This window comes from Pseudaquabacterium inlustre, from assembly GCF_038066595.1.
In the GTDB taxonomy this organism is placed as follows: Bacteria; Pseudomonadota; Gammaproteobacteria; order Burkholderiales; family Burkholderiaceae_C; genus Pseudaquabacterium; species Pseudaquabacterium inlustre.
On record NZ_JBBUTH010000004.1, the window covers coordinates 125546 to 145828 of the forward strand.

At 74.7% G+C, this 20283-nt stretch carries 13 protein-coding genes; 2 read left to right on the plus strand and 11 right to left on the minus strand.

What is annotated here, in order from left to right; genetic code table 11:
- Positions 1 to 15: 15 nt before the first annotated feature.
- Complete coding sequence (locus tag AACH10_RS08670; protein WP_341409995.1) at positions 16 to 825, minus strand: enoyl-CoA hydratase/isomerase family protein; 810 nt, start codon at positions 823 to 825, stop codon at positions 16 to 18.
- 148 nt (positions 826 to 973) lie between these two features.
- Here AACH10_RS08670 and AACH10_RS08675 point away from each other — a divergent pair, with 148 nt between their 5' ends.
- Positions 974 to 2251, plus strand: coding sequence for an MFS transporter (locus tag AACH10_RS08675; protein ID WP_341409996.1), 1278 nt, complete (start codon positions 974 to 976; stop codon positions 2249 to 2251).
- 4 nt (positions 2252 to 2255) lie between these two features.
- Here the strand turns inward: AACH10_RS08675 and AACH10_RS08680 are convergent, their stop codons facing one another.
- The gene (locus AACH10_RS08680; protein ID WP_341410436.1) at positions 2256 to 2969 is read right to left on the minus strand and encodes an SDR family oxidoreductase; all 714 of its coding nucleotides are present in this window, start codon (positions 2967 to 2969) and stop codon (positions 2256 to 2258) included.
- Positions 2970 to 3050: 81 nt separating this feature from the next.
- Positions 3051 to 3674: a TetR/AcrR family transcriptional regulator gene (locus tag AACH10_RS08685; protein ID WP_341409997.1), complete on the minus strand. Its 624-nt coding sequence runs from the start codon at positions 3672 to 3674 to the stop codon at positions 3051 to 3053.
- A 120-nt stretch (positions 3675 to 3794) separates the two neighbouring features.
- On the opposite strand from AACH10_RS08685, the gene AACH10_RS08690 reads away from it, so the two are divergent.
- Positions 3795 to 4388, plus strand: a complete 594-nt coding sequence (locus tag AACH10_RS08690; RefSeq protein WP_341409998.1) for a 2-hydroxychromene-2-carboxylate isomerase — start codon at positions 3795 to 3797, stop codon at positions 4386 to 4388.
- Here the strand turns inward: AACH10_RS08690 and grrM are convergent.
- The 8 genes from grrM to AACH10_RS08730 form a co-directional block, all read right to left on the minus strand.
- Positions 4369 to 5574, minus strand: coding sequence for a cyclophane-forming radical SAM/SPASM peptide maturase GrrM/OscB (gene grrM, locus AACH10_RS08695; RefSeq protein WP_341409999.1), 1206 nt, complete (start codon positions 5572 to 5574; stop codon positions 4369 to 4371). The two genes, AACH10_RS08690 and grrM, sit on opposite strands and share 20 nt — an antisense overlap.
- A complete protein-coding gene (locus tag AACH10_RS08700; RefSeq protein WP_341410000.1) occupies positions 5571 to 5915 on the minus strand; it encodes a hypothetical protein in 345 nt (114 codons plus the stop codon). Before AACH10_RS08700 ends, grrM begins: the two co-directional genes overlap by 4 nt.
- 3 nt (positions 5916 to 5918) lie before the next feature.
- Entirely contained in the window at positions 5919 to 9566 is a 3648-nt protein-coding gene (locus tag AACH10_RS08705) for an nSTAND1 domain-containing NTPase (protein ID WP_341410001.1), read from the minus strand.
- A 21-nt stretch (positions 9567 to 9587) separates the two neighbouring features.
- Positions 9588 to 11117 carry a toll/interleukin-1 receptor domain-containing protein gene (locus tag AACH10_RS08710; protein ID WP_341410002.1) on the minus strand — a complete coding sequence of 510 codons (1530 nt, stop codon included), beginning with the start codon at positions 11115 to 11117 and terminating at the stop codon, positions 9588 to 9590.
- 109 nt (positions 11118 to 11226) lie between these two features.
- Complete coding sequence (locus AACH10_RS08715; RefSeq protein ID WP_341410003.1) at positions 11227 to 15168, minus strand: NACHT and WD repeat domain-containing protein; 3942 nt, start codon at positions 15166 to 15168, stop codon at positions 11227 to 11229.
- A complete protein-coding gene (locus AACH10_RS08720) occupies positions 15168 to 16577 on the minus strand; it encodes a toll/interleukin-1 receptor domain-containing protein (protein ID WP_341410004.1) in 1410 nt (469 codons plus the stop codon). The genes AACH10_RS08715 and AACH10_RS08720 overlap by 1 nt, the downstream gene beginning before the upstream one ends.
- 2 nt (positions 16578 to 16579) lie before the next feature.
- Positions 16580 to 17578, minus strand: a complete 999-nt coding sequence (locus AACH10_RS08725; RefSeq protein WP_341410005.1) for a DUF4231 domain-containing protein — start codon at positions 17576 to 17578, stop codon at positions 16580 to 16582.
- Between the two features lie 222 nt (positions 17579 to 17800).
- Positions 17801 to 20194 carry a hypothetical protein gene (locus AACH10_RS08730; protein ID WP_341410006.1) on the minus strand — a complete coding sequence of 798 codons (2394 nt, stop codon included), beginning with the start codon at positions 20192 to 20194 and terminating at the stop codon, positions 17801 to 17803.
- Positions 20195 to 20283: the final 89 nt, after the last annotated feature.

The following is a 20283-nucleotide window of genomic DNA, read 5'->3' on the forward strand; positions in this document are numbered from 1 at the left end:
ACTGGGCGCCGCCGCTCAGCGTCCCTGGAAGCGCGGCGCGCGCTTCTCGGCCATCGCACGCTGGCCTTCGCGCAGGTCGTCGCTGTCGGCGCAGCGCGCCTCGCGTTCGCGCAGCGCCGAGAGGTGGAACTCGCCGCGCGCGATCTCGTTCAGCGAGGTCTTCATGCCGCGCAGCGCCAGCGGCGCGCCGGCCTCCAGGGCCGCCACCAGCTGCGCCAGCTCGGCGTCCAGCTGCGCGGCCGGCACCAGGCGGTCGAGGTAGCCCATGGCCAGCAGCTCGGTGGCCGGCACGTCCTCGGCCAGCAGGAACAGGCGCTTGGCCTGCTGCAGCCCCAGGCGCGCCACATAGCGGCGCAGGCCGCTGGCGTAGTAGTGCAGGCCGATGCGCGCGGCCGGCATGCGCAGCACCATGCCGTCCACGCCGATGCGGAAGTCGCAGGCCAGCGCCAGGTCGGTGGCGCCACCGTAGACGCCGCCCTGCAGCCGGCACACGGTGGGCACCGGCAGGGCCTCCAGCGCGTCCACGGTCTCCTCGAACAGCCGCGGCCCGGCGCTGGCTCCGGCGGTGTTGGCCCCGGCCATGCCGTCCGGCGTGGCGGCCAGCGCGCCGAGGTCGAAGCCCGAGCAGAAGCTGCGGCCCTCGGCCGCCAGCACCACCACGCGCAGGGCTGGCTCGGCGGCCAGCGTGGCGAAGTGCTGCTGCAGCGTCCGCAGGTCTTCCACCTGCAGCCGGTTGTGGTGCGCCGGGCGGTTCAGCGTCAGGGTGGCATGGCCGCCGTCGATGTGCAGCCGCGGCGGGCCGGGGGGCAGGGGATCGGAGTGCATGGCGCGATGGTAGCCAGCACGCCGGGGCGGCCCGTGGCTGACAACCCGCCATGCTTGCGCGCCGGCCCGCACCGAATGCAAAGCTGCATCGCGGTGAGCGCGCTTTCCCCGAGCCGGCCGGCCGCCGCCGCCGCCCACAATCGGCCGCATGAACAACCGTGCCAGCGATCTTCCCCAGGCCGACTCCCCGCAGGCCTGGCGCCGCCTGTGGATCACGCTGGCGCTGATGACCATCGGCTCAGCCGGCATGTACGTGGTGTCGGTGGTGCTGCCGGCGGTGCAGGCCGAGTTCGGTGCCACGCGGGCGCAGGCCGCGCTGCCCTACACGCTGCAGATGATCGGCTTCGGCCTGGGCTGCCTGCTGGCCGGGCGGCTGAGCGACCGCTTCGGCCTGGTGCCGGTGGTGCGCATGGGCGCGGTGTGCCTGGGCCTGGGCTTCATGCTCAGTGGCCTGGCGGGCAGCCTGTGGCTGTTCGCCATCGTGCAGGGTGTGCTGGTGGGCCTGCTGGGCGCGGCCACCAGCTTCGTGCCGCTGGTGGCCGACACGGCGCTGTGGTTCGTGCGCCGGCGCGGCATCGCGGTGGCGGTGTGCGCCAGCGGCAATTACGTGGCCGGCGCGCTGTGGCCGCCGGTGGTGCAGCATGCGGTGCAGGCCCTGGGCTGGCGCCACACCTACATGGCGCTGGGCGTGTTCTCGCTGCTGACGATGCTGGCGCTCTCGCGCGGGCTGCGCGGGGCGTCGCCGGCGGCGCAGGCCACGGCGGTGGGGGCGGGCAGCCCAGGGCAGGCCGGCGGGACCACCGGGCCGGTGCGGCCCTTCGGCCTGGCGCCCGGCGTGGCGCTGGCCCTGCTGTGCGTGGCCGGCACCGCCTGCTGCGTGGCCATGGCCATGCCCCAGGTGCACATCGTGGCCTACTGCGGCGACCTGGGCTACGGCGTGGCCCGCGGCGCCGAGATGCTGAGCCTGATGCTGGGCTGCGGCATCGTCAGCCGCCTGGTCTCGGGCGCCATCTGCGACCGCATCGGCGGCGTGCGCACGCTGCTGCTGGGCAGCTTTCTGCAGGGCGTGGCGCTGCTGCTGTTCCTGCCCTTCGACGGGCTGGTGTCGCTGTACCTGGTGTCGGCGCTGTTCGGGCTGTTCCAGGGTGGCATCGTGCCCAGCTACGCGATCATCGTGCGCGAGCATTTCCCGGTGGCCGGCGCGGCCACCACCACCGGCTGGATCATCATGTTCACGCTGTTCGGCATGGCGCTGGGCGGCTGGATGAGCGGCAAGGTGTTCGACCTGACCGGCAGCTACCACGCCGCCTTCCTGAACGGCATCGCCTGGAACGCGCTGAACTTCAGCGTGGCGCTGTTCCTGTACTGGCGCGCCAGCGGGCGGGCGGGCAGCGGCGGCGGCCGCGCGCTGCCCGCCGCGGCTTGAGCGCTCACCAACTCTCCATGTAGGGGCGCAGGTCCAGCTCGAAGGTCCAGGCATCGCGCGGCTGGCGGTGCAGCTGCCAGTAGCTTTCGGCGATGTGCTCGGGGTTCAGGATGCCGTCCTGCGCCTTCAGCGCATAGCGCTCGGGGAAGTTGCTGCGGATGAATTCGGTGTCGATGGCGCCATCGACCACCACATGCGCCACATGGATGCCCTGCGGCCCCAGCTCGCGCGCCATGCTCTGGGCCAGCGCGCGCAACGCATGCTTGGCGCCTGCAAAGGCGGCGAAGCGCGCCGCACCGCGCAGCGAGGCCGTGGCGCCGGTGAAGACGATGGTGCCGCGCCCGCGCGCCACCATGCGTTTGGCCACCTCGCGGCCATTCAGAAAGCCGCCGAAGCAGGCCATCTCCCAGATCTTGAAGTACTTGCGCGCCGTCTCGTCCAGGATGCTGCAGGGCACGTTGGCGCCGATGTTGAAGACCAGCACCTCGATCGGCCCGATGTCGCGCTCGATCTGCTCGACCAGGGCCACCACCTCGTCTTCCTTGCGCGCGTCCGAGCCGAAGCCGTGCGCGCGGCCGCCGGCGGCCTCGATGGCCTGCACCAGCGGCAGCAGCTTGTCGGCCTCGCGCCGGGTGACGCAGGCGGTGTAGCCGCCGGCGGCGAAGCGCCGCGCGATGGCGCCGCCGGTGGCGTCACCCGCGCCGATGACCAGGGCCACGCCGGGGCGGGTGTCGGGGGCGCCGGGGCTGCCGGTGGTGGTGGATGTCTCTGCGTTCACAGCGTGTCTCCCGTTCTTCAGTCAACGATCGTTCGATGAAGCGGCTGTCGCCGTGGCCAGAGCCGCGCGCCGGTTGGCGGCCAGGATCTCCTGGCGCGTGCGCTCGCTCTCCACCACGCGGGCCAGCATCAGCGCCCCCACGCATTGCGACAGCAACGCCCAGGCGGTGTCGGCATCGCCTTCGAGCGCGCCGGCCCATTGCCGTTGCAGGCGCTTGAGCGACTGCTCGACCGCGGCGCGCACCGGCGGCCCGGCGCGGGCGATCTCGGCGCCCAGCGCCGGCAGCGCGCAGCCGGCCTCGGGCTGCTGTGCATGGGCCGTGCTGAGGTAGCGCTTGAGGCTGCGCGCCAGCTGGGTGCGCCTCAGGTGGGCATCGCTGTCGGCATCACGCTCGGCGCCGTCCGGCGACGCGTCGCCGGTGATGCCCAGCATCTGCGCGCTGTGGTCCAGCTCGCGCGCCACCAGCGCGGCGAACAGCTCGGCCTTCGAGCCGAAATGGCTGTAGAACGCGCCGCCGCTCAGGCCGATGGCCTGCATCAGCGCGTCGACGCCGGTGCTGTCGAAGCCCTGGCGCTTGGCGATGGCGCGGCTGCTGTCGAGCAGCTTGTCGCGGGTGGCCTGCTTGTGGTGGGCGGCGTAGCGCATGGGCCCTGTGCTTTCCCTGGTTGACGGTGTCGGGCGTCCAGCATACGCTGGCTTCATCAAACGATCGTTCAGTCAAAACCCTTGAGCCCGCAGGGTTCGGGAACCAACCGGAGACAGCCGATGAGCGCCAAGCAGGTGGAGTTCTTTCTCGATGTGGGCAGCCCCGCCACCTACCTGGCCTGGACCCAGCTGCCGTCCCTGTGCGCCGCGGCCGGCGCCACGCTGGTGCTGCGGCCCATGCTGCTGGGCGGCGTGTTCCAGGCCACCGGCAACCAGAGCCCCGTCACCGTGCCGGCCAAGGGCCGCTACACCCGGGTCGACTTCGCGCGCTTCGCCCGGCGCTATGGCGTGCCGCTGAACTTCAACCCGTATTTCCCGATCAACACGCTGCTGCTGATGCGTGGCGCGGCCGGCCTGCAGCTGCGTCAGCCCGAGCGGCTGGATGCCTACCTGCGCTGCGTGTTCCAGGCCATCTGGGTGGATGGCGTGAACCTGAACGAGCCCGCCGAGGTGGCCCGCGTGCTGGCCGCGGGCGGCTTCGAGCCCGCGCAGCTGCTGGCGCTGGCCAACGACGACGCCACCAAGGCCGCGCTGCGCGCCACCACCGAGGAAGCCGTGGCCCGCGGCGTCTTCGGCGCGCCGACGATGTTCGTCGGTGACGAGATGTTCTTCGGCCAGGACCGGCTGGACTGGGTCAGCGAAGCGCTGCGCTGATCGGCAGCTGGCGCTCCAGCGCGGCCAGCACCGCGTCGATCACCACCTGCGTGCCCAGGCGGCAGGCCAGCGTCTCGGTGCCGGCCAGCGTGCCCAGCTCGGCCAGCTTGTTGGCCGGCGCGCCGCCCAGGCACAGGCGCCAGTGGGCGCAGCCGGCGCGGCAGGCGGCCAGGCCGGCGTCGATCTCGGCCTGCCAGCAGCGCAGTGCCGCCTGCTGGCCCAGGCCCCGCCAGTCGACCGCGTCGCCCGCCAGCTGGCCCAGCACCGCCGGGCCCAGGCGCGGGTGCACGCTGCCCAGCAGCTCGGGCGACCAGAACGTGAAGCCGCCGTCGTGGCCCACGCTGACGATGCGGCCGGCCTGGTTCTGCGCATTGCCGCCATGCTGGCCGAAGCCGGGGTCGCGCAGGCCCGCCAGCACCTGCGCCACCTCGCGGATGCGCAGCGCGCCGGGCGCCTCGGCCAGGCGCTGCAGCAGGCGGTCCCAGAAGGCGCGCGCGCCGGCCGTGATGGCCTGCGCCGCCGTGCCGTCGGTGCCCTGCAGCGTGGACTGGCGGTGCGCGGCCTCCACCTCCTCGACATTGAAGCCGGCCTCGCGCGTGCCCAGGCCGGCGAAGAAGTCGAAGACCGCATCGGGCTGCGCCAGCGCCGGCCGCGTGAGCACCGCGATGGTGTGGAAGCCGATGCCCGCAGCGCGCAGCTGGGCGATGCCCTGCATCACCCGCGCATGCGTGCCGCGGCCATCGCGGGTGCGGCGCTGGGCATCGTGCAGCGCGGCCGGGCCGTCGATGCTGACGCCCACCCGCACATCGTGGCGCTGGAAGAAGCGGCACCAGGCGTCGTCGATCAGCACGCCGTTGGTCTGCATGTGGTGGGTCACGGGACGGCCGGCCGCATGGCGTGCGATGACGTCGAAGGCGGCCTCGTACCAGCGCCGTGGCACGGCCATCGGCTCGCCGGCATGCCACACCACGCTGAGCGCCGGGCCCACCAGGCCGCTGGCCATCAGCTGGGCCATCACACGGTCCAGCACCGGCAGGGCCATGCGGGCGCGCTGCTGGCGGTCGGGCAGGTAGCAGTAGCGGCAGTCGAGGTTGCAGAACGGGCTGGGCTGCAGCACCAGCAGCTGCAGGCCGCCTGCGGGCAGTGCCACCGCGGCCGGCGCGGGCACCGCCCAGGTGGCGGTCACAGCTTGCCCCAGTTGTTCCAGTTGTTCCAGTTGGCCCACTTCGACCAGTTGGCCCAGTTCGGCCAGTTGAACCACTGGCCCACCTCCGCGTCGGCCTCGGCCGGTGCATCGGCCTGCGCATCGGTGGGCGCATCGGTGAGCGCGGCCTGACCGGTGGACGCATCCTGCGCCAGCAGCCGCTGGCGGATGCTGTCCAGGCGATCGATCACCGGCGCGTCGGCGGGCGGCTGGGCCTGGGCGCCGGCCGTCAGGCCGCAGGCCGTGAGCCAGGCCCTCAGTCCGGCCTGCAGCAGGCGCCGCCAGCGCGGGCGGACGGGGACGGGGGACGGGTGACGTGCCATGGTTCAGGACCCGGTGGGCGCGCTCGGCCGCTGGGCTGGCGCCTGGGCGGGTCGCTGGGCCGCAGGCCGCGCGCTGGACGACGCAGGGGCGGCCGTGGCGGCCGAAGTGGCCGAGGTGGCCGAAGTGGCCGAAGTGGCCGAGGTGGCCGAGGTGGCCGAGACGGCCTGTTGACGGTGCTCGGCCAGCACCTCGGTGCCCAGGCGCAGCAGGGCCCCGGTGCTCCAGGGCACGCCGAACAGGCGGGTGTCGGGGTTGCGGCGGTCGGGAGGGCGGGCCAGCACCAGCCAGCCCTCCCAGGGTGAGCCGGCCACGCCGACGCGGAAGTCGCTCAGCTGCGGCGGCACGCGGCCGAAGGGCAGGCTGGCCAGCGGCACCGGGGCATGGCGCAGGCCGGTGTCGCCGGCCGTTCGTTCGGCGTCCTGGGCGGCGTGCAGCGTGTAGGCGCGCAGCTGCACGGTGTCGCGCTGGGTGCTGCCCTGGCCCACCGGCTGGCCGCGCAGCACGGCCAGGCAGTGCTCGCGGTCGCGGTGCACGCTGGCGCGAAAGCCGTTGCCGCCGCCTTCGGCCAGCTCGCGCTGCAGGGCCGCGCGCAGCGGCGCGCAGCCGTCGCCGTCCTGCGGCGGTGCTAGCGGTGCCAGGGCCGTGGCGGGCGGCTGCGGCACCAGGCGCTGGGCGCCGTCGATCACGATGCGCCAGCCCTCGTTGCCGATGCGCAGCGCGCGTCCACCGGGCATGCGCCAGGTGGCGGCGGCCATGCCGATGGTCTCGGGGGCCTGGCGGCGCAGTGTCTCGGCCACCTGGTCGTTGAACACGATGGCCAGGGGCTGCGACAGCTCGGCGCCTTCGCCCAGCTCGGGGTTGTCCCATTGCAGACGCAGCAGCGTGACCGTGGCCGGCGACGCCGGCTGGCCGCTGGGGCCGGGCGGGTCGCCGTTGGCAGCCATCAGCACATGGCCCATCGAGGCGTCGAACACCAGGGCCGGCTCGCGCTCGCGCGGCAGGGCGGCGATCTGCTGGCCCAGCACGCAGCGCTGGTCGGCATGCAGCGTGGCGGTGAACATCAGGCCGTTGCGGGTGTCGGCGCGCGCGCGGCCCAGGTCGTCGCGGGTGACGAACACCGCCCGGCGCGGGTAGCTGTTCTCGCGCCCGCCTTCCACCGGCAGCAGCACGCCGGGCAGGCCGTCGCAGCCCTGGTGGTAGCGCGGGTCATCGCCATGGGCGTCCACCATGCGCAGCGTGTCGCCCACCGGCGGCGCGGCGTCGGTGCGCCACAGCGCGCGGGTGAGGACGGCGCGCAGCTTGCCGTTGACCGTGGGCTCCACCGCGCGCAGCGCCAGCGGCAGTACCTGGCCCAGCGCCAGGGCGCGGCCGGGCGACAGCGGGCCCTGCAGCACCGCATCGGACACACCGGCCAACGCCACGCCGTCGCCCTGGCGCGCGGCCTCCAGCTGTGCGGCGGCCTGCAGCAGGTCATGCAGCTCGTGGGCGCCGCCGCCGATCTCGGGCCAGGCATTGCGCAGCGTGGCCAGGTTGGCGGCGTCGGCGGCGCCGAAGTAGCGGGCCGAGCGCTCGATCACCGGCCCCTGCACGCCGTAGCTGAAGGCCAGCGCCAGGCCCAGCAAGGCCAGCGCACCGAGCCCGGCGGTGGCCAGCGCGGCCTGGTTCTTGACATGGTTGCGCGCCCGGTGGGCCTCGGCCTGCAGCCGCGCTTCCGAGCGGCGGAAGAACTGCGCCACGTCGTCGAACACCAGGCCCGACAGCTCGGGCCCGCGCGGCGTGCGCGGCAGCCAGGCCTGCCATTCGCGCCAGGCCTCGGCCGGGTCGCGCGGCGGCAGCGGCGAGGCGCCGGCCGGCGCCGGGCTGCCGGCCGCCACCCCCGGGTTGGCAGCCGGGTTGGCTGCCGGGTTGGCCGCCGGGTGGGCCACCGGGTGGGCCACCGCCGACGCTGCGGCGCCAGCGGCGGGCGGTGCGGGTTCGGCCGCGAACACCGCGGCCAGGCCGGCGTCCTTCATGCGCCGCAGCAGCCGGTCTTCCATCAGGTCGGCATCGGCCTGGCCCTTTTGCTGCCAGTCGCGGCAGGCGGCCAGCAGCTCGAGCACGCGGGCGAACTGCATGGCGCCGGCATCGGCCAGGGTACGCAGCCGCTGCCAGCCGCGGATGAAGGACTCGTGCGAGACCTTCAGCGTCACCCGCGTGGGGTTGTCGTCGTCCCAGTACAGGTAGTTGACCGAGTGGATCCAGCGCCCCTGCAGCAGGGCCGACAGCGCGTCGGCGCCGGCCGGGTGCGTGGCCACGTACAGGCGCTGCTGGTTGTAGGTGCCGCTGGCGGGGTCTTTGTAGGCCAGGCGGCGCAGCACATCGGCCAGCAGGGCCTGCTGCGCCGGCGGGTGCTGCGCGAACTCGCGCTCGGCCCAGCGTTCCAGCGCCAGCCGCAGCAGGTTCTCGTCCTGCCCCGGCGGGTGGGCCGGAACGTCGTCGGCCAGCGCGGCGCTGCACAGGTCGGCCCAGCCGAGCTCGGCCGGCACGTCGCCGATGGCGCGCTGCTCGCGACGCAGCGCACGCTGCCACAGCCGCGCCAGCAGGTGCTGCAGCAGCGGCAGGTGGTCGGGGTCGTGGGCGATGTCGCGCGTGTCCTTGACCAGGCGCTCGACCACCGACGGGTCGAAGCGCACGCTGGCCGGCAGCGCGGCGGCCTCGGGCCCGCGCCGCTCACGCTGGCGCAGGCGCAGGAAGCGCTGGGCGGGCTTCTCGATCACCTCGCGCACGGCGGCGTCGTCGAGCCGGCTGACCAGGAAGGCGCCGGCGTTGATGGCCTCGGGCAGGCCCAGGAAGGCGGCGCAGTCGTTCAGGTGCTCGCTGCGCATCGTGATGGCCAGGAAGCAGCGCGGCGAGCCGCTGCCGGCACGGGCCTGGTGGAAGTGGTCGATCACGCGCTCGATCAGCAGCCGGGCGTCGGTCACGTCGCGGTTGCTGTGGTGGAACAGCTCCTCGAACTGGTCGATAACCACCAGCACACAGGCCTTGGCCGCGTCCACGCCCTCGGGCAGGTCGATCTCGGGGCCGTAGGTGTCGATCGCGCGGCCCAGGCCACCGGGGCGGCGCAACAGCTCGGCGATGGCCTCGCGCCGCGCCGGATCGGGGTCGCCGCGCAGCGTGGCTTCAAGGCGCCAGGCCAGGCGGGTGATCGGTGTCTCGGGCGCCGCCGGGGCCCCGTGTTCGGGGTCGGCCGAGGCGAAGTTGGTGCCGGGCGTGAACACCACCGGCTCCCACAGGTCGCCGACCTCGGGGATGCCGAATTGGCGCAGGTGCGGCACCACGCCGGCGCGGATCAGCGAGCTCTTGCCTGAGCCTGAGCCGCCGATCACCGCCACAAAGCGCGTGAGCGGCATGGCCGGCGCGCCCACGGCCATCAACGAGGTCTGCGCCGACAGCGTCAGCGTGCGGCCCTCGCTGTCGTGGCCGGGCTCGGTGAACACGCGCGGCAGGCGCTCGTCATCGCCGGCGCCGCGGCCCAGGCGGCGCACGATCTCGGCCACCTGGGTGCGGCGGCCGTGCATCAGCATGTCCTCGTGGTCGAGGAAGGGCCGCAGGCCGGGATAGGGCGTGCGCGGCAGACGGCGCAGCAGGGCGTGTTGTTGCAGCGCGTCCATCGGGTGGCCTGGCGTGCCGGGTCAGGCCACGGCCAGCTTGTGCCGGCGCGCGGTGCGGTCGAGCACGTCGTTGAGGAAGCGGGTGAGCTCCGACGCGTCGTTCTGGTCGGGGCGCACGGCCTTGGGCGGTGGCGCCTCCTGCTGCTGGAAGCGCAGCACCTGCCAGCCCAGCGCGGGCACGGCCTGGTCGGCCTGGGGCTTGGGCGGGGTGAGGTAGGCCACGATGGCCGGCGCCAGCTCGCTCAGCCGGTCTTCCACCAGGTTGATCTGGCTGAGCAGCGAGCGCGCCTCCTTCTGGCCCCACAGCAGGATCAGGCCGTCGGCCTCGTCGAGGTTGAACAGGTCGATCTCGTCGATGTTCAGGCCGCTGGGGCGCAGGTTCAGCGGCACGTCGATGTGGCGCTCGGCCAGCAGCTGCTGCCACAGCGGGCGGATCTGCTCGCCCAGCAGCTTCCATTGCCAGGGCTCGTTGCGGTTGCTCTCGATGAACAGGCGCACCGGCCGCGGCGGCGCGGCGGCAGGTTCGGTCGCGGCGGGCGCGGCCGGCGGGAACAGCCGCGCCAGCAGGGCCTGCGGTGGCAGCTTGGGGCAGGCCAGCCGGGCCAGCCAGTCGATGTGCTCGGGCTCGGCCGGCTCGGCGGCCGGGACCGCCGACAGGTCGAGCGCGAACAGCTGCTCGTCGGGCTTGCCCAGCTTGCGCCAGCAGTCCAGCAGCACCGCCAGCTGCCCGCCCGGCACCACGCCCAGGCGCGGTGTGCCCTGGTGGAAGGGCAGCACCAGGCGCTCGGCATCGCGCAGGCGGGCGGCCAGCACGGCGCGCTGGTCCAGCGCGGCCAGTTCCAGCACCGACACGGTGGGCTCCAGCGCGCGGGCCTGCTGGGCGAAGTCGGCGATGGCCTCGTCGAGCTCGGGCGCGCCCACGCCCACCAGCAGCCGCGTGGCCTGGGGGTTGGGCTGCGGGCCGGCCAGGTCGGCCTTGATCTTGGCCACCAGGTCGTCGCGCAGGCGGTCGAAGCGGCGTGCGAAGGCCTGGGTGGGGGCCTTGCCGTCGTCGCGCAGCACGGCCACCGGGCGGCCCACCGCGTCGCTCTCGAAGTAGTCCTGCCACACCGGGTTGCGGCCGTCGAACACCTGGCGCCACACCGGCAGCTGGCGGGCGCGGGCGATCGGCTCCTGGGCCAGCGCCACGATGTAGAGCCGGCCGGCCAGGCCCTCGGCGCCGAAGGCCTGCTGCAGGTAGGCCAGTTCCTGGCCGCACCAGCTGGACTCGACATAGTGCCGGCCCACCACCACCACCATCGCGAACGAGCGCGCCACGCGGGCCTTGAGCTCGTCGGACAGCTCGCCGGCCACCGGGCCGTTGTCGCCACTGCGGTGCACCGGCGGCAGCGTGGGGCGCCCGGTGGGCACGCGGGCCAGTTCGGCGGCCAGGTCCTTGGTCAGCTCGCTGGCGAAGTCGCTGATCCAGTTGGCATAGACCTCGTCGTCGGCGTGCGCGTAGCTGATGAACACGCTGTGGTCGCAATCACGGAAGCGCACGAGCGAGGACATGGTGGGGTGCCAAGTGGTTGACAGGCGGCGCACCGGCTGGCACGCCACGGCGCATGGTGCGACCAATCGCCGGTGGCACGCATCCCTAGATGTGCCGAACGCGTTGCGCTCAGCGCGACGCGGGCGCTGCAGCGCCGGTGGAGGCGGCCGGCGGGGTTGACGGCGGTGATGGGGGCGGCGATGGGGGCGACGGTGCAGCCGGGGCCTGCGGCACGGCACGCGCCGCCTCGCGCACCTGTTCCAGCGGTGCCACGCAGGGCTGGCAGGGGGCCAGCAGCACGGTGCCGTCGTCGCTGGCCGAGGCAATGCGCCCGTCGGCATGCCAGGCCAGGGCCGGTACCGCATCGCCGTGGCGGTGCAGGGCCGAGATCTCCCAGCCTCGCCGCGCGTCCCACACGCGCACGCTGTTGTCGGCGCCGCCGGTGGCCACGAAGCGGCCATCGGGGCTGAACACGGCACTCATCACGGCCGCGCTGTGGCCGCCGGTCAGCAGCACCGAGGCCGGCGCCTGGCCGGGGGCCACGGCCTGCAGCGGCCACACCCGCGCATTGCGGTCGCTGCCGGCGCTGACCAGGGCCATGCCATCGGCGCTGAAGGCCAGGCTGCGCACCGTGCCCGCATGGCCGCGAAGGCGCTGGGGCTCGGCCTGCGGCGTCTTGCGGTCCCACAGCAGCACATCGTTGTGCTCGGCGCCGGCCACCCAGCGCCCGCTGCTGTCGATGACCGGCGGCAGTGTGCTCAGCGGCCCGCGCAGGCGCAGCAGCGGCTGGGGCTGGGCCTGGTCGAGCGCCGTGACGGCCCACACCGCCACCTCGCCGCCGGCCGCGGGGGCGGTGGCGGGGCGGCTGGTCGCCAGTTCGGGCCGCGCCGGGCTGAAGCTGGCGTCGGTCCATTGCTGCAGCCATTCGGGCGTGATGCGCCGGCGCGTGGCCACGTCCCACAGCACCGGGCGCCGGCTGGCGTAGATGTCGTGCGTGGCGGTGCGGCCCAGCACCTGGCGGCCATCATGGCGCCAGCTGACCGCGCCCACGGTGTCACCCGGCGCCGCCTCCAGGCGCTCGCTGTCGGGATCCTTGCGCTGGCCCATGTCGGCCAGCGGCGCGATGCGGCACTGGCGGTGGCGGGCGTCCTTCTGATCGGCCTCGCCGCACAGCAGCACCTGGTCGCCGCGCGGGCTGAAGGCCAGCGCTTCCTGCCAGTGCGCCGCGGCGTCCAGCACCGCCGGCGCGGCGATGCGCCAGCGGCGCAGGGTCTGGTCGGCGCTGACCGTGATGACGCTGCCGCCCGGCCCGAAGAAGGCGCGTTCCAGCTCGTTGCTGTGGCCGCGCAGCAGGGCCATGGGCGTGACGCTGCGCGTGGACCACACACGCGCCGTGCCGTCGGCCGAGGCCGAGACCAGCAGCTCGCCGTCGGCCGAGACATCGGCGTCGGTCACCCAGTCGTCGTGGCGGCGTGCGTCGCGGGTCTCGACGTCGGTCCAGAAGATCACGCGCTTGTCCGACACCGTCATCAGCTTGTAGGCGTCGTCGATGCGGCGCACCCAGTGCACGCGCAGCACCGGCCGGTCATGGCGCAGGCGTTCCTCGCCGCGCTGGTCGCCCACGGTGGGGGCCAGGCGGCCACCGTTCAGGTCGAGCCGCCAGACGCGGGCGCTGCGGTCGTCGCTGGCGCTGGCCAGCAGGCCGGGTTCGTCGGGGTGGAAGGCGATGTCGCGCACCGCGGCCTGGTGGCGCAGCGCTGCACCGCCGGCCGAGCCCTGGCCGATCCAGGGACGGGCGGGCTGCGCGCGCTGCCACACCCGCACCTGGCCGGTGTTGTCGCCGGCGGCCAGCCAGGCCCCGTCGGCCGAGAAGCCCAGCGCGGTGACCGACTGGTTGGGCGCGGCCGGTGGCAGCAGGGATTGCGCCGCGCCCAGGCGGCCATCGGCCACGGCGGCCAGCAGCAGGGCGCCGTCGCGGCAGCCCAGGGCCACCTGGGGCGTGGGCCCGTCGCTCACGGCCACGGCGCTGCCCGTCACGCCATCGGCCGGGCAGGCCAGGGTCTGCGTGTCGCCGCCCTTCAGCGGCAGCAGGTGCACGCGCCAGTCCTGGGTGAAGGCCAGCACGCGCTCGGCCCCGGCCGCGCCCACCACCCAGGCGCGGGACACCGGTTGCGACGCGGTGAGCGTGTGGCGAATGGCCAGCGTGGCGGGGTCGAGCAGCCACACCGTGCGGCCGCCGGCGGCCAGCAGCCAGCGCTGCCCGGCGCTGAAGCGGGCCTCCACCAATGGCTCGCCCAGCGCCAGGATGGCTTCGGGCTGGGCCACGGCCAGCGCCGTCATGGCCTGGCGCAGGGCGTAGTCGGCGCGGCGGTTGTCGGCGTCGCCATCCAGCGCGCGCAGGGCCAGGTGGGCGCTGGCGGCGGGGTCGCGCGGCAGCTCGAGCAGCGCGCGGTTGGTGAGCTCGCGCGCCTGGGCCAGGCGCTGCTCGCGCGCGCTGTAGAAGGCGAAGGCGAACACGCCCACGACCCCCAGGGCCATCACCGCCTGCCAGCTGCGGCGCTGCAGCCGGCTGCGGCGCAGCGCGCGCTGCTCGGTGGCCACGCTCTCGTCGACGAAGGCCAGCAGCGCGTCGCGCTGGGCGGTGCCGTCGCCGCCGGCCACCAGCTGCACCCAGCCCGGTGACGGCCGGTGGGCGGCCAGCCAGGCGCGCGTGCGTTCCAGGTCGCGGCCGCGCAGTGGCTCACCCTGGTGGCTGGCGCGCAGCCGGGTGGCTTCGAGCAGGCGCTCGAGCTCGCCGGCCGCGTCGGCCTCGGCCTTGACCCAGCCGCGCAGTTGCTGCCACAGCCGGATCAGGCTCTCGTGCGAGATGTCGATCACCGGGTTGGCATCGAGGCTGACCTCGGCACCGGGCAGCAGGAAGGCCGTGTCGGCGCGGCGGTAGCGTTCGACCACCTCGCGCACGGCCGCATCGCCGCCGGGCGTGCCGTCGCCGGCCACCGCCACCAGCTGGGCAAAGGGCAGCGGGCGGCGCACCTCGGCGCCATCGCCCACGCGCTCGGTGAGGGCGCGGAACACGCGCTCGACCGCACCGCCCGGCTGGCCCAGCGCGCCCAGCGAGGCGCGCGCCTCCTCGGCGTGGCGCGACAGCGCGTCGCTGGCCGTGCCCACGGCCTCGTAGTCGTCCAGGTCGATCGGCCGCTGGCCTTCGCAGGCCTCGGCCCAGCGCTGCCAGGTGCGCGACAGCGCGTGCTGCATCACCGGCAGGTCGTCGAAGTCGTCGCTGACATCGTTGAGCAGGCGCTGCACCAGGCGCGGGGCGATGCGCGCGCCGCGCCACTCCACCGGGCGCACGATGGCTTCCTTGCGCTGCTCGCGCTTCAGGCGTGGCACCAGGTAGCCGCCGCGGCTCACCGCCTCGGGCAGGTCGCGGAACTCGGCGCAGCTGCCCAGCGCATCGGAGCGCAGCGTGATGATCACGCTGACCGGCGACGCCGGGTCCTGCGCTGCGGCCAGCAGCAGCTTGACGAAGGCGGCGGCTTCGTCGGGATCGCTCATGCGCTTGAAGCGGAACACTTCCTCGAACTGGTCGACCACCACCAGCACGCGGGCGCGCGGCGAGCGCTGCGCCAGGCGCGAGTGGCGCACCGCCTCCACCAGGCCCAGGCCGCCCAGGCGCAGCTGGCCGAACAGGGCACCGGCGCGGGCCTCCTGCTCGTCGGCACCCGGCAGGTCCTCGTCGTCATCGGGGTCGTGCAGCACCTGGGCCAGCGGCGCGGCCAGGTGGGCGATCGGGCGGTTGCCGGGGCGCATCACCACCGCGCGCCAGTCGGTGCCGTCGCCATCGGCGTGGCGCTGGCGCAGCTCGGCCAGCAGGCCGGCCAGCACCAGCGAACTCTTGCCGCAGCCCGAGGCGCCCGACACGGCCACCAGCGGCACCTCGGCCAGGCGCGTCACCAACTCGGCGATCTGCTGGCCGCGGCCGAAGAAGCGGTCGGACTCGCCCGGCTTGAAGGCGCGCAGGCCCGGGAAGGGGTTGGCGGCGATCAGCGCCAGCGTCTGCGGGCTGGCCATCAGGCAGCCCCGGCCGGCAGCGCATCGGCGAAGGCGCGCAACTCGGCCTCGGCCTGGCTCACCTGGGCCTGGATGACGGCGGCGCGCGCCGAGGTGAAGTCGGCTTTCTCGTCGGTGGCCTCGCCCATGGCATAGACGGCCAGGCGCGTGGGGTCGGCATGGTGGCCCAGCTCGTCCAGGCGCATCAGGTCCTTGACCCAGTCCTCGTCCTGCCGGTGCCAGACGATCAGCGCCTGCGCACAGTCGGCCAGGCCCTTGGCCAGGCGCGCGGCGTCCTTGGGCGTGCTGCCGGTGAAGCGCAGCACGCGCGGCTCGATGCCCAGCTTGCCGGTCAGCAGGGCCTTCAGCGGGCCGAGGTCGGCGGCCTCGCCGTCCTCCACCAGCAGGGCCATCTCGCGCGGCTTGGGCGGGGCCTTGGGTGCCGGGCGCGGCAGCTTGTCGAGCATCACGCTCTTGAGCTCTTCCAGCGGGCCGGTGAGGTAGTCCAGGCCCTGGTTGGCCAGGTCGTGCTCGATGTAGTCGATCAGCGTCTTCTGGCTGTCGTCGGTGCGGTCGGCCGACTGGATCCACACCAGCGGCGCGGGCCGGCCACGCTGGGCCATCTCGGCCTGCGCCAGCTGCAGCTGCAGGCGGCTGCGCTCGGCCGACAGCGGCTCGGTGGACGCGGTGCGCGCCACCAGGTGCACGGCCAGCAGCGATTCGCCCAGGTCTTGCGCGATGCGGTCGCGGTGGTCGTCGGCATTCCACAGGTACTCGCGCTCGGGCACCACCACGAAGCCGCGCTGGCGCAGGTCGCTGCGCAGGCGCTCGCGGTCGTCGTTCAGCTCGGGCGGCACCGTGGCCACGAACACCTTGCCCAGGGCCTGCTTCTTCTGGCGGCCGTACAGGCCCTCGATGGCCTCCATCAGGTCGAACACCACGCGGCCCAGGCGCTCGTTGTAGGGCGCGTAGTCGCTGTCGAGCTTGGGGTCGAGCTCGCGCCAGGGCTTGGGCTCGCGCAGGTAGAACTCGTGGTGGCCGATCTCGGCCAGCTCGCGCGGCAGCTCCTGGTCGGGCTTGGGCGGGTGCTTGAAGATCGGCACCAGCTTGCGGCCGTCGTCGGGGCTGCTCTTCAGGCGGCCGAGGAAGCGGTCGAACTCCTTGCGGCATTCGGCACTGTCGAAGTAGGTGCGCGAGATCACCGCCAGGAACAGGCCCGCCGAATCCACCGCCTCGCCGATCTCGGGCCGCCAGGCATCACCGGCCTTCAGCTCGCCGGTGTCGCGCCAGATGCTGACATCGCCCACGCGGTCGCGCAGCGCCGACTGCACGCGGTGGCAGAAGGTGTCGATCCAGGCGTCGGGGCCTTCGTTGCTGGCGCGGCGGTAGCTGAGGAACAGGTCGTTCTTGAACTGCGGCAGGTAGCCCATGCTCACTCCTTCGTCCAGTCGGCCAGCCAGCTCTGGTTCTCGGCGGCGAAGGCGCGCTCGACCGCATCGACGAAGGCGGCCACGCGCTCGGGCGTGTCGCGTGCGGCGTCGGTGAGCCACTCGTCGCGCAGGCCCTGCACACGCTGGCCGGTGGCGAAGTACACGGCCGAGATCTCCTCCACCCGCGTGGCGGCCAGGTGCGCCGTGACGGCACCGCCGGCCGTCGTCACCACGCCCACCCACGGCGACAGGGTGCCCAGCAGCGGCCACTGCTGGGCCAGCTCGGCCCCGGCCCCGCCCGACTGGCCCGACAGCACGCCCATCACCACGGCCAGCAGGCCCAGCGCGAACTCGGCCTGGCGCAGCCGGCGCGCCTGGCCCGCCAACTGGTTGGCGCGGCGTCCGTACCAGCCGATCTGGTCGTTCACGCGGTCGGCCAGGTAGCCCTCGGTGTCCAGGCTGCTGGGGCGGGCGCTGCTGCCGCCGGGCGCGGCCTGTGCGGCCTGGCCCTGCAGGTCGGCCACGCGCTGCTTGATGGCCTGGCAGCGGCGCACCAGCGCCGCGGCGCTGGTGGGATCGGGCGCGGGCGTGCCGTTGCCCTCGGTGGCGCCGGGCGGATCGGCCGGCGGCACGCCCATCAGGAAGCGGTAGATGGCCTCCTTCAGCGCCTCGGACGCGCTGCGTGCACGCGTCCAGGCCTTGACCTGCGCCGGCGAGACGCGCGTCTTCTGCACATAGGGCACCACGGCCAGCAGCAAGGCGGCGGCGATGGCCGTGCCCTGGCGCACCGGTCCGTCGGCCAGGGTGCCGGCGGCCACGCTGGTGGCCGCCCCCAGCACGCCGCCCACCGCGGCGATGCGGCGCCAGCGGTCGAGCCCGGCCTTCAGCTGGTTGGCGGTGGCCGACCACAGCGCCTGGTCGAGCCAGGCCGACTGCACCACCATGGCGTGGTCGGTGGGAGGGGCGGCGCGGTTGCCGGTGCTGTCGGCGGGGGTGCTCATCGGGCGTCGGTCTCCATCAACGGCTGGAGGGCCGCGCGGCAGCCGACGGGACGGATGCACGCGGCCGGGATCACGGGCCAACGACGCCAGGCCCTGCATCTGCGGCAGGGTCGAAATCAGTATTGCATGGGCATGGCGGCCGCGAGCCGGTGGCGACCGGGCGCTGCTGCTTCAACGTGGGGATGGCCGCCGCGACTGGCGTGCGCCAGCCTCAACGCGCGGTCAGAACTCGATGACCTCGACGTGCATGCCGCGCGTCACCAGCATGACCTGGGCGCGTTCAGCCTCGGCCAGCGAGGTGAAGGGCCACCAGACGGCGCGCCAGCGGCCCTGGTGCTGCATCACCTCGCCCTGGTCGGGGGCGGTCTGCGGCAGGCGGGCGCGCACCGACATCATCTGCGCCAGGATGGCCTCGGCCGATGCGCGCTGGGGCATCGGCCGCGTGATGACGGCATACACCACGCCCGGCTTCTGCGCCACGCGCACCGGCGTTTCCAGCGGTGCGGCGGGAGCGCGACGCGGCGGCTTGGCCGGGCTGGGCGGCGGGGGCTCGCCCTGCACGGCAGCGCGCGCGGCGGCCACCTCGTCGCGGGCGGCCTGCTTGGCCTCCTCGGACAGGCGGAAGCGGATGGCGACGATGGGCCCGGACGCGCGCGTCACCGGGTAGGCGGGCGGCGGCACCTGCGTGACCGTGAAGCTGCTGGCCGGTGGTTCGGGCTCGGCCGGTGCAGGGGCGGGGGCGTGCGCATGAGTGGGCGCGGGCGCGGGCGGAGGGTGCGCCGCGGCGTGCGCATCGGCGGCTGGTGCGGTGGTGGCCTGGGTTGCAGGTGGCGCGTGGGCGACCTGCACGGCGGGGTTGGCGGGCGCTGCGGGTGCCGGATGCAGTGCGGCCGCCGGTGGTGCGGGCGGGGCCGGATGGGCGTCCGGCGCGGCGTGGGCGGCATGGGCGTGGGCGTCGGTCGCCGACGCGCCCGATGTGCCCGATGTGCCCGATGTGCCCGACGCGGCGGCGTGCGCTCCGTCGGCCACGGCAGCGTCCGAGGCCGCGGAGGCCGCGGCCATGGCCGCCGATGCCGCCTCGGCCTGCGAGGCGGCCGCCGCCGCTTCGGTGGCGCCCGCTGCGTGCGGGTCGGCCGGCGCGCTGGCATGTCGCCATGGGCCCAGCACGGCGGTCAGCAGCGCCGCGCCCAGCAGGCTGCCGGCGCCGGCCAGGCGGTTGATGCGGCGCCGGTCGAAGGCGCGCGGGCCGAGCACATGGCCGTCGGCGTCGATCAGCAAGCGGATGCGGCGATCGCCGACACCGATGGCGGCGGTGAGCACATGCCGCGTCACGGCATGCGGCCGGCCCTTGCGGCGGGCCGCATGCAGCAGCGCGGCGTCGGGCTGCAGCACGCGCTGCGGCCAGTCGGCCGGGGCCAGCGGCTGCTCGCTGCCATGGCGCTGCACCCAGCGCGCCACCTGGGCCGGCGTGCGCGGCCACATGAAGTCCTGCTGGAACAGGGCGGTCAGTGCGCCGCCGGCCGGCCGGCGGCGCGGGCGCAGGGCCGCCAGCCGTGCGGCCACACGCGCACCCCATGCGGCCAGGCGGGCGCGCCAGCCGCGGGGGTTGCCGGCGGGGGCTGCGTCGGCGCCAGGGGCGTCGGGCGATGCCGTCAGCGCGGTCGCGGCCGGCAGGGCAGCGGGCGCGGCGGTGGGGCCGTCGAGCCCGATGTCCAGGTCCAGCGGCGCAGGCGCGGCGGCCTGGGCGCGTTCGCGTGCGGCCCGCAGGCGTTCGGCCAGCGGGGTCTCGGCCGCATCGCTGGCGCTGGCCGGCTCGGCACTGGCGGTGGGTGGGTCCGCGTCCGCGGCGGCCGGGGGCTGCGCGGCGTGGCCATGGTCCGGCGCGGTGGCGTTCGGCGCGGTCAGCACCTCGGTGGCCGCATCGGTTGCGACGTCGGTGGCCGGCTCCGGGGCGGTGGCGGCGGGGTCGGGGGAACGCTCAGGCTCGCCGTCGGCGGGGGCTGCGGGCGCCGCGTCAGCATCGGCAGCAGCCTCGTCGGTGACGTCGCTGTCGATGTCCGGGGCGGGGGCCGGTGTGGAGGGCGCATCGGCGTCCGGGGCCGCAGGCGCCTCGTCCAGCGCCATGGCCAGTTCGATCGGTGCGTCGTCGCCCGCCGGGGCTTCGTGCCCGTCGGCATCCGGGGCTGCGGCGGTGTCGGCGGGCGGAATGTCGTCCTGCGGCAGCGCATCGCCGGGCGCGGCCTGGGTGGCCGGATCGACGGTGTCGATCGGCGGCAGTTCGGGCAGCGGCGGCAAGGGTGGCGCGTCGCCGTCCAGGTCGGTGCCGGCGTGCGCACCGGGCGGCTGCGGGGGCACCGCCACGGCCGGGAGCGTCTCGGCCGGGTCGGCCGCCTCGGGCGCCGCGGCCAGGAAGCTGGCCATCGGATCATCCGCCGGCGGATTCAGCACCTCGTCCAGCGCGGGGGGCGGCTCGGGCGGTCGTTGCGCGCTGGCGAAGGGCAGGGCCACGCCGCCGATGCTGTGCACCTGCTGGGGGGAGATGCGCAGCGCGAGCGGGTGGCGGTTGTGCCAGGCCACCACGCGAGCGAGCACCTCATGGAGCGGCTTGGCGGGCATGATCCCGGCCGATTCTGCGCAGCGCTCCGCAAAGCAAAACGCCGAACAGGTGGGCCTTGGCCGGCTTGTTCGGCGCTGCGGATCGGGTA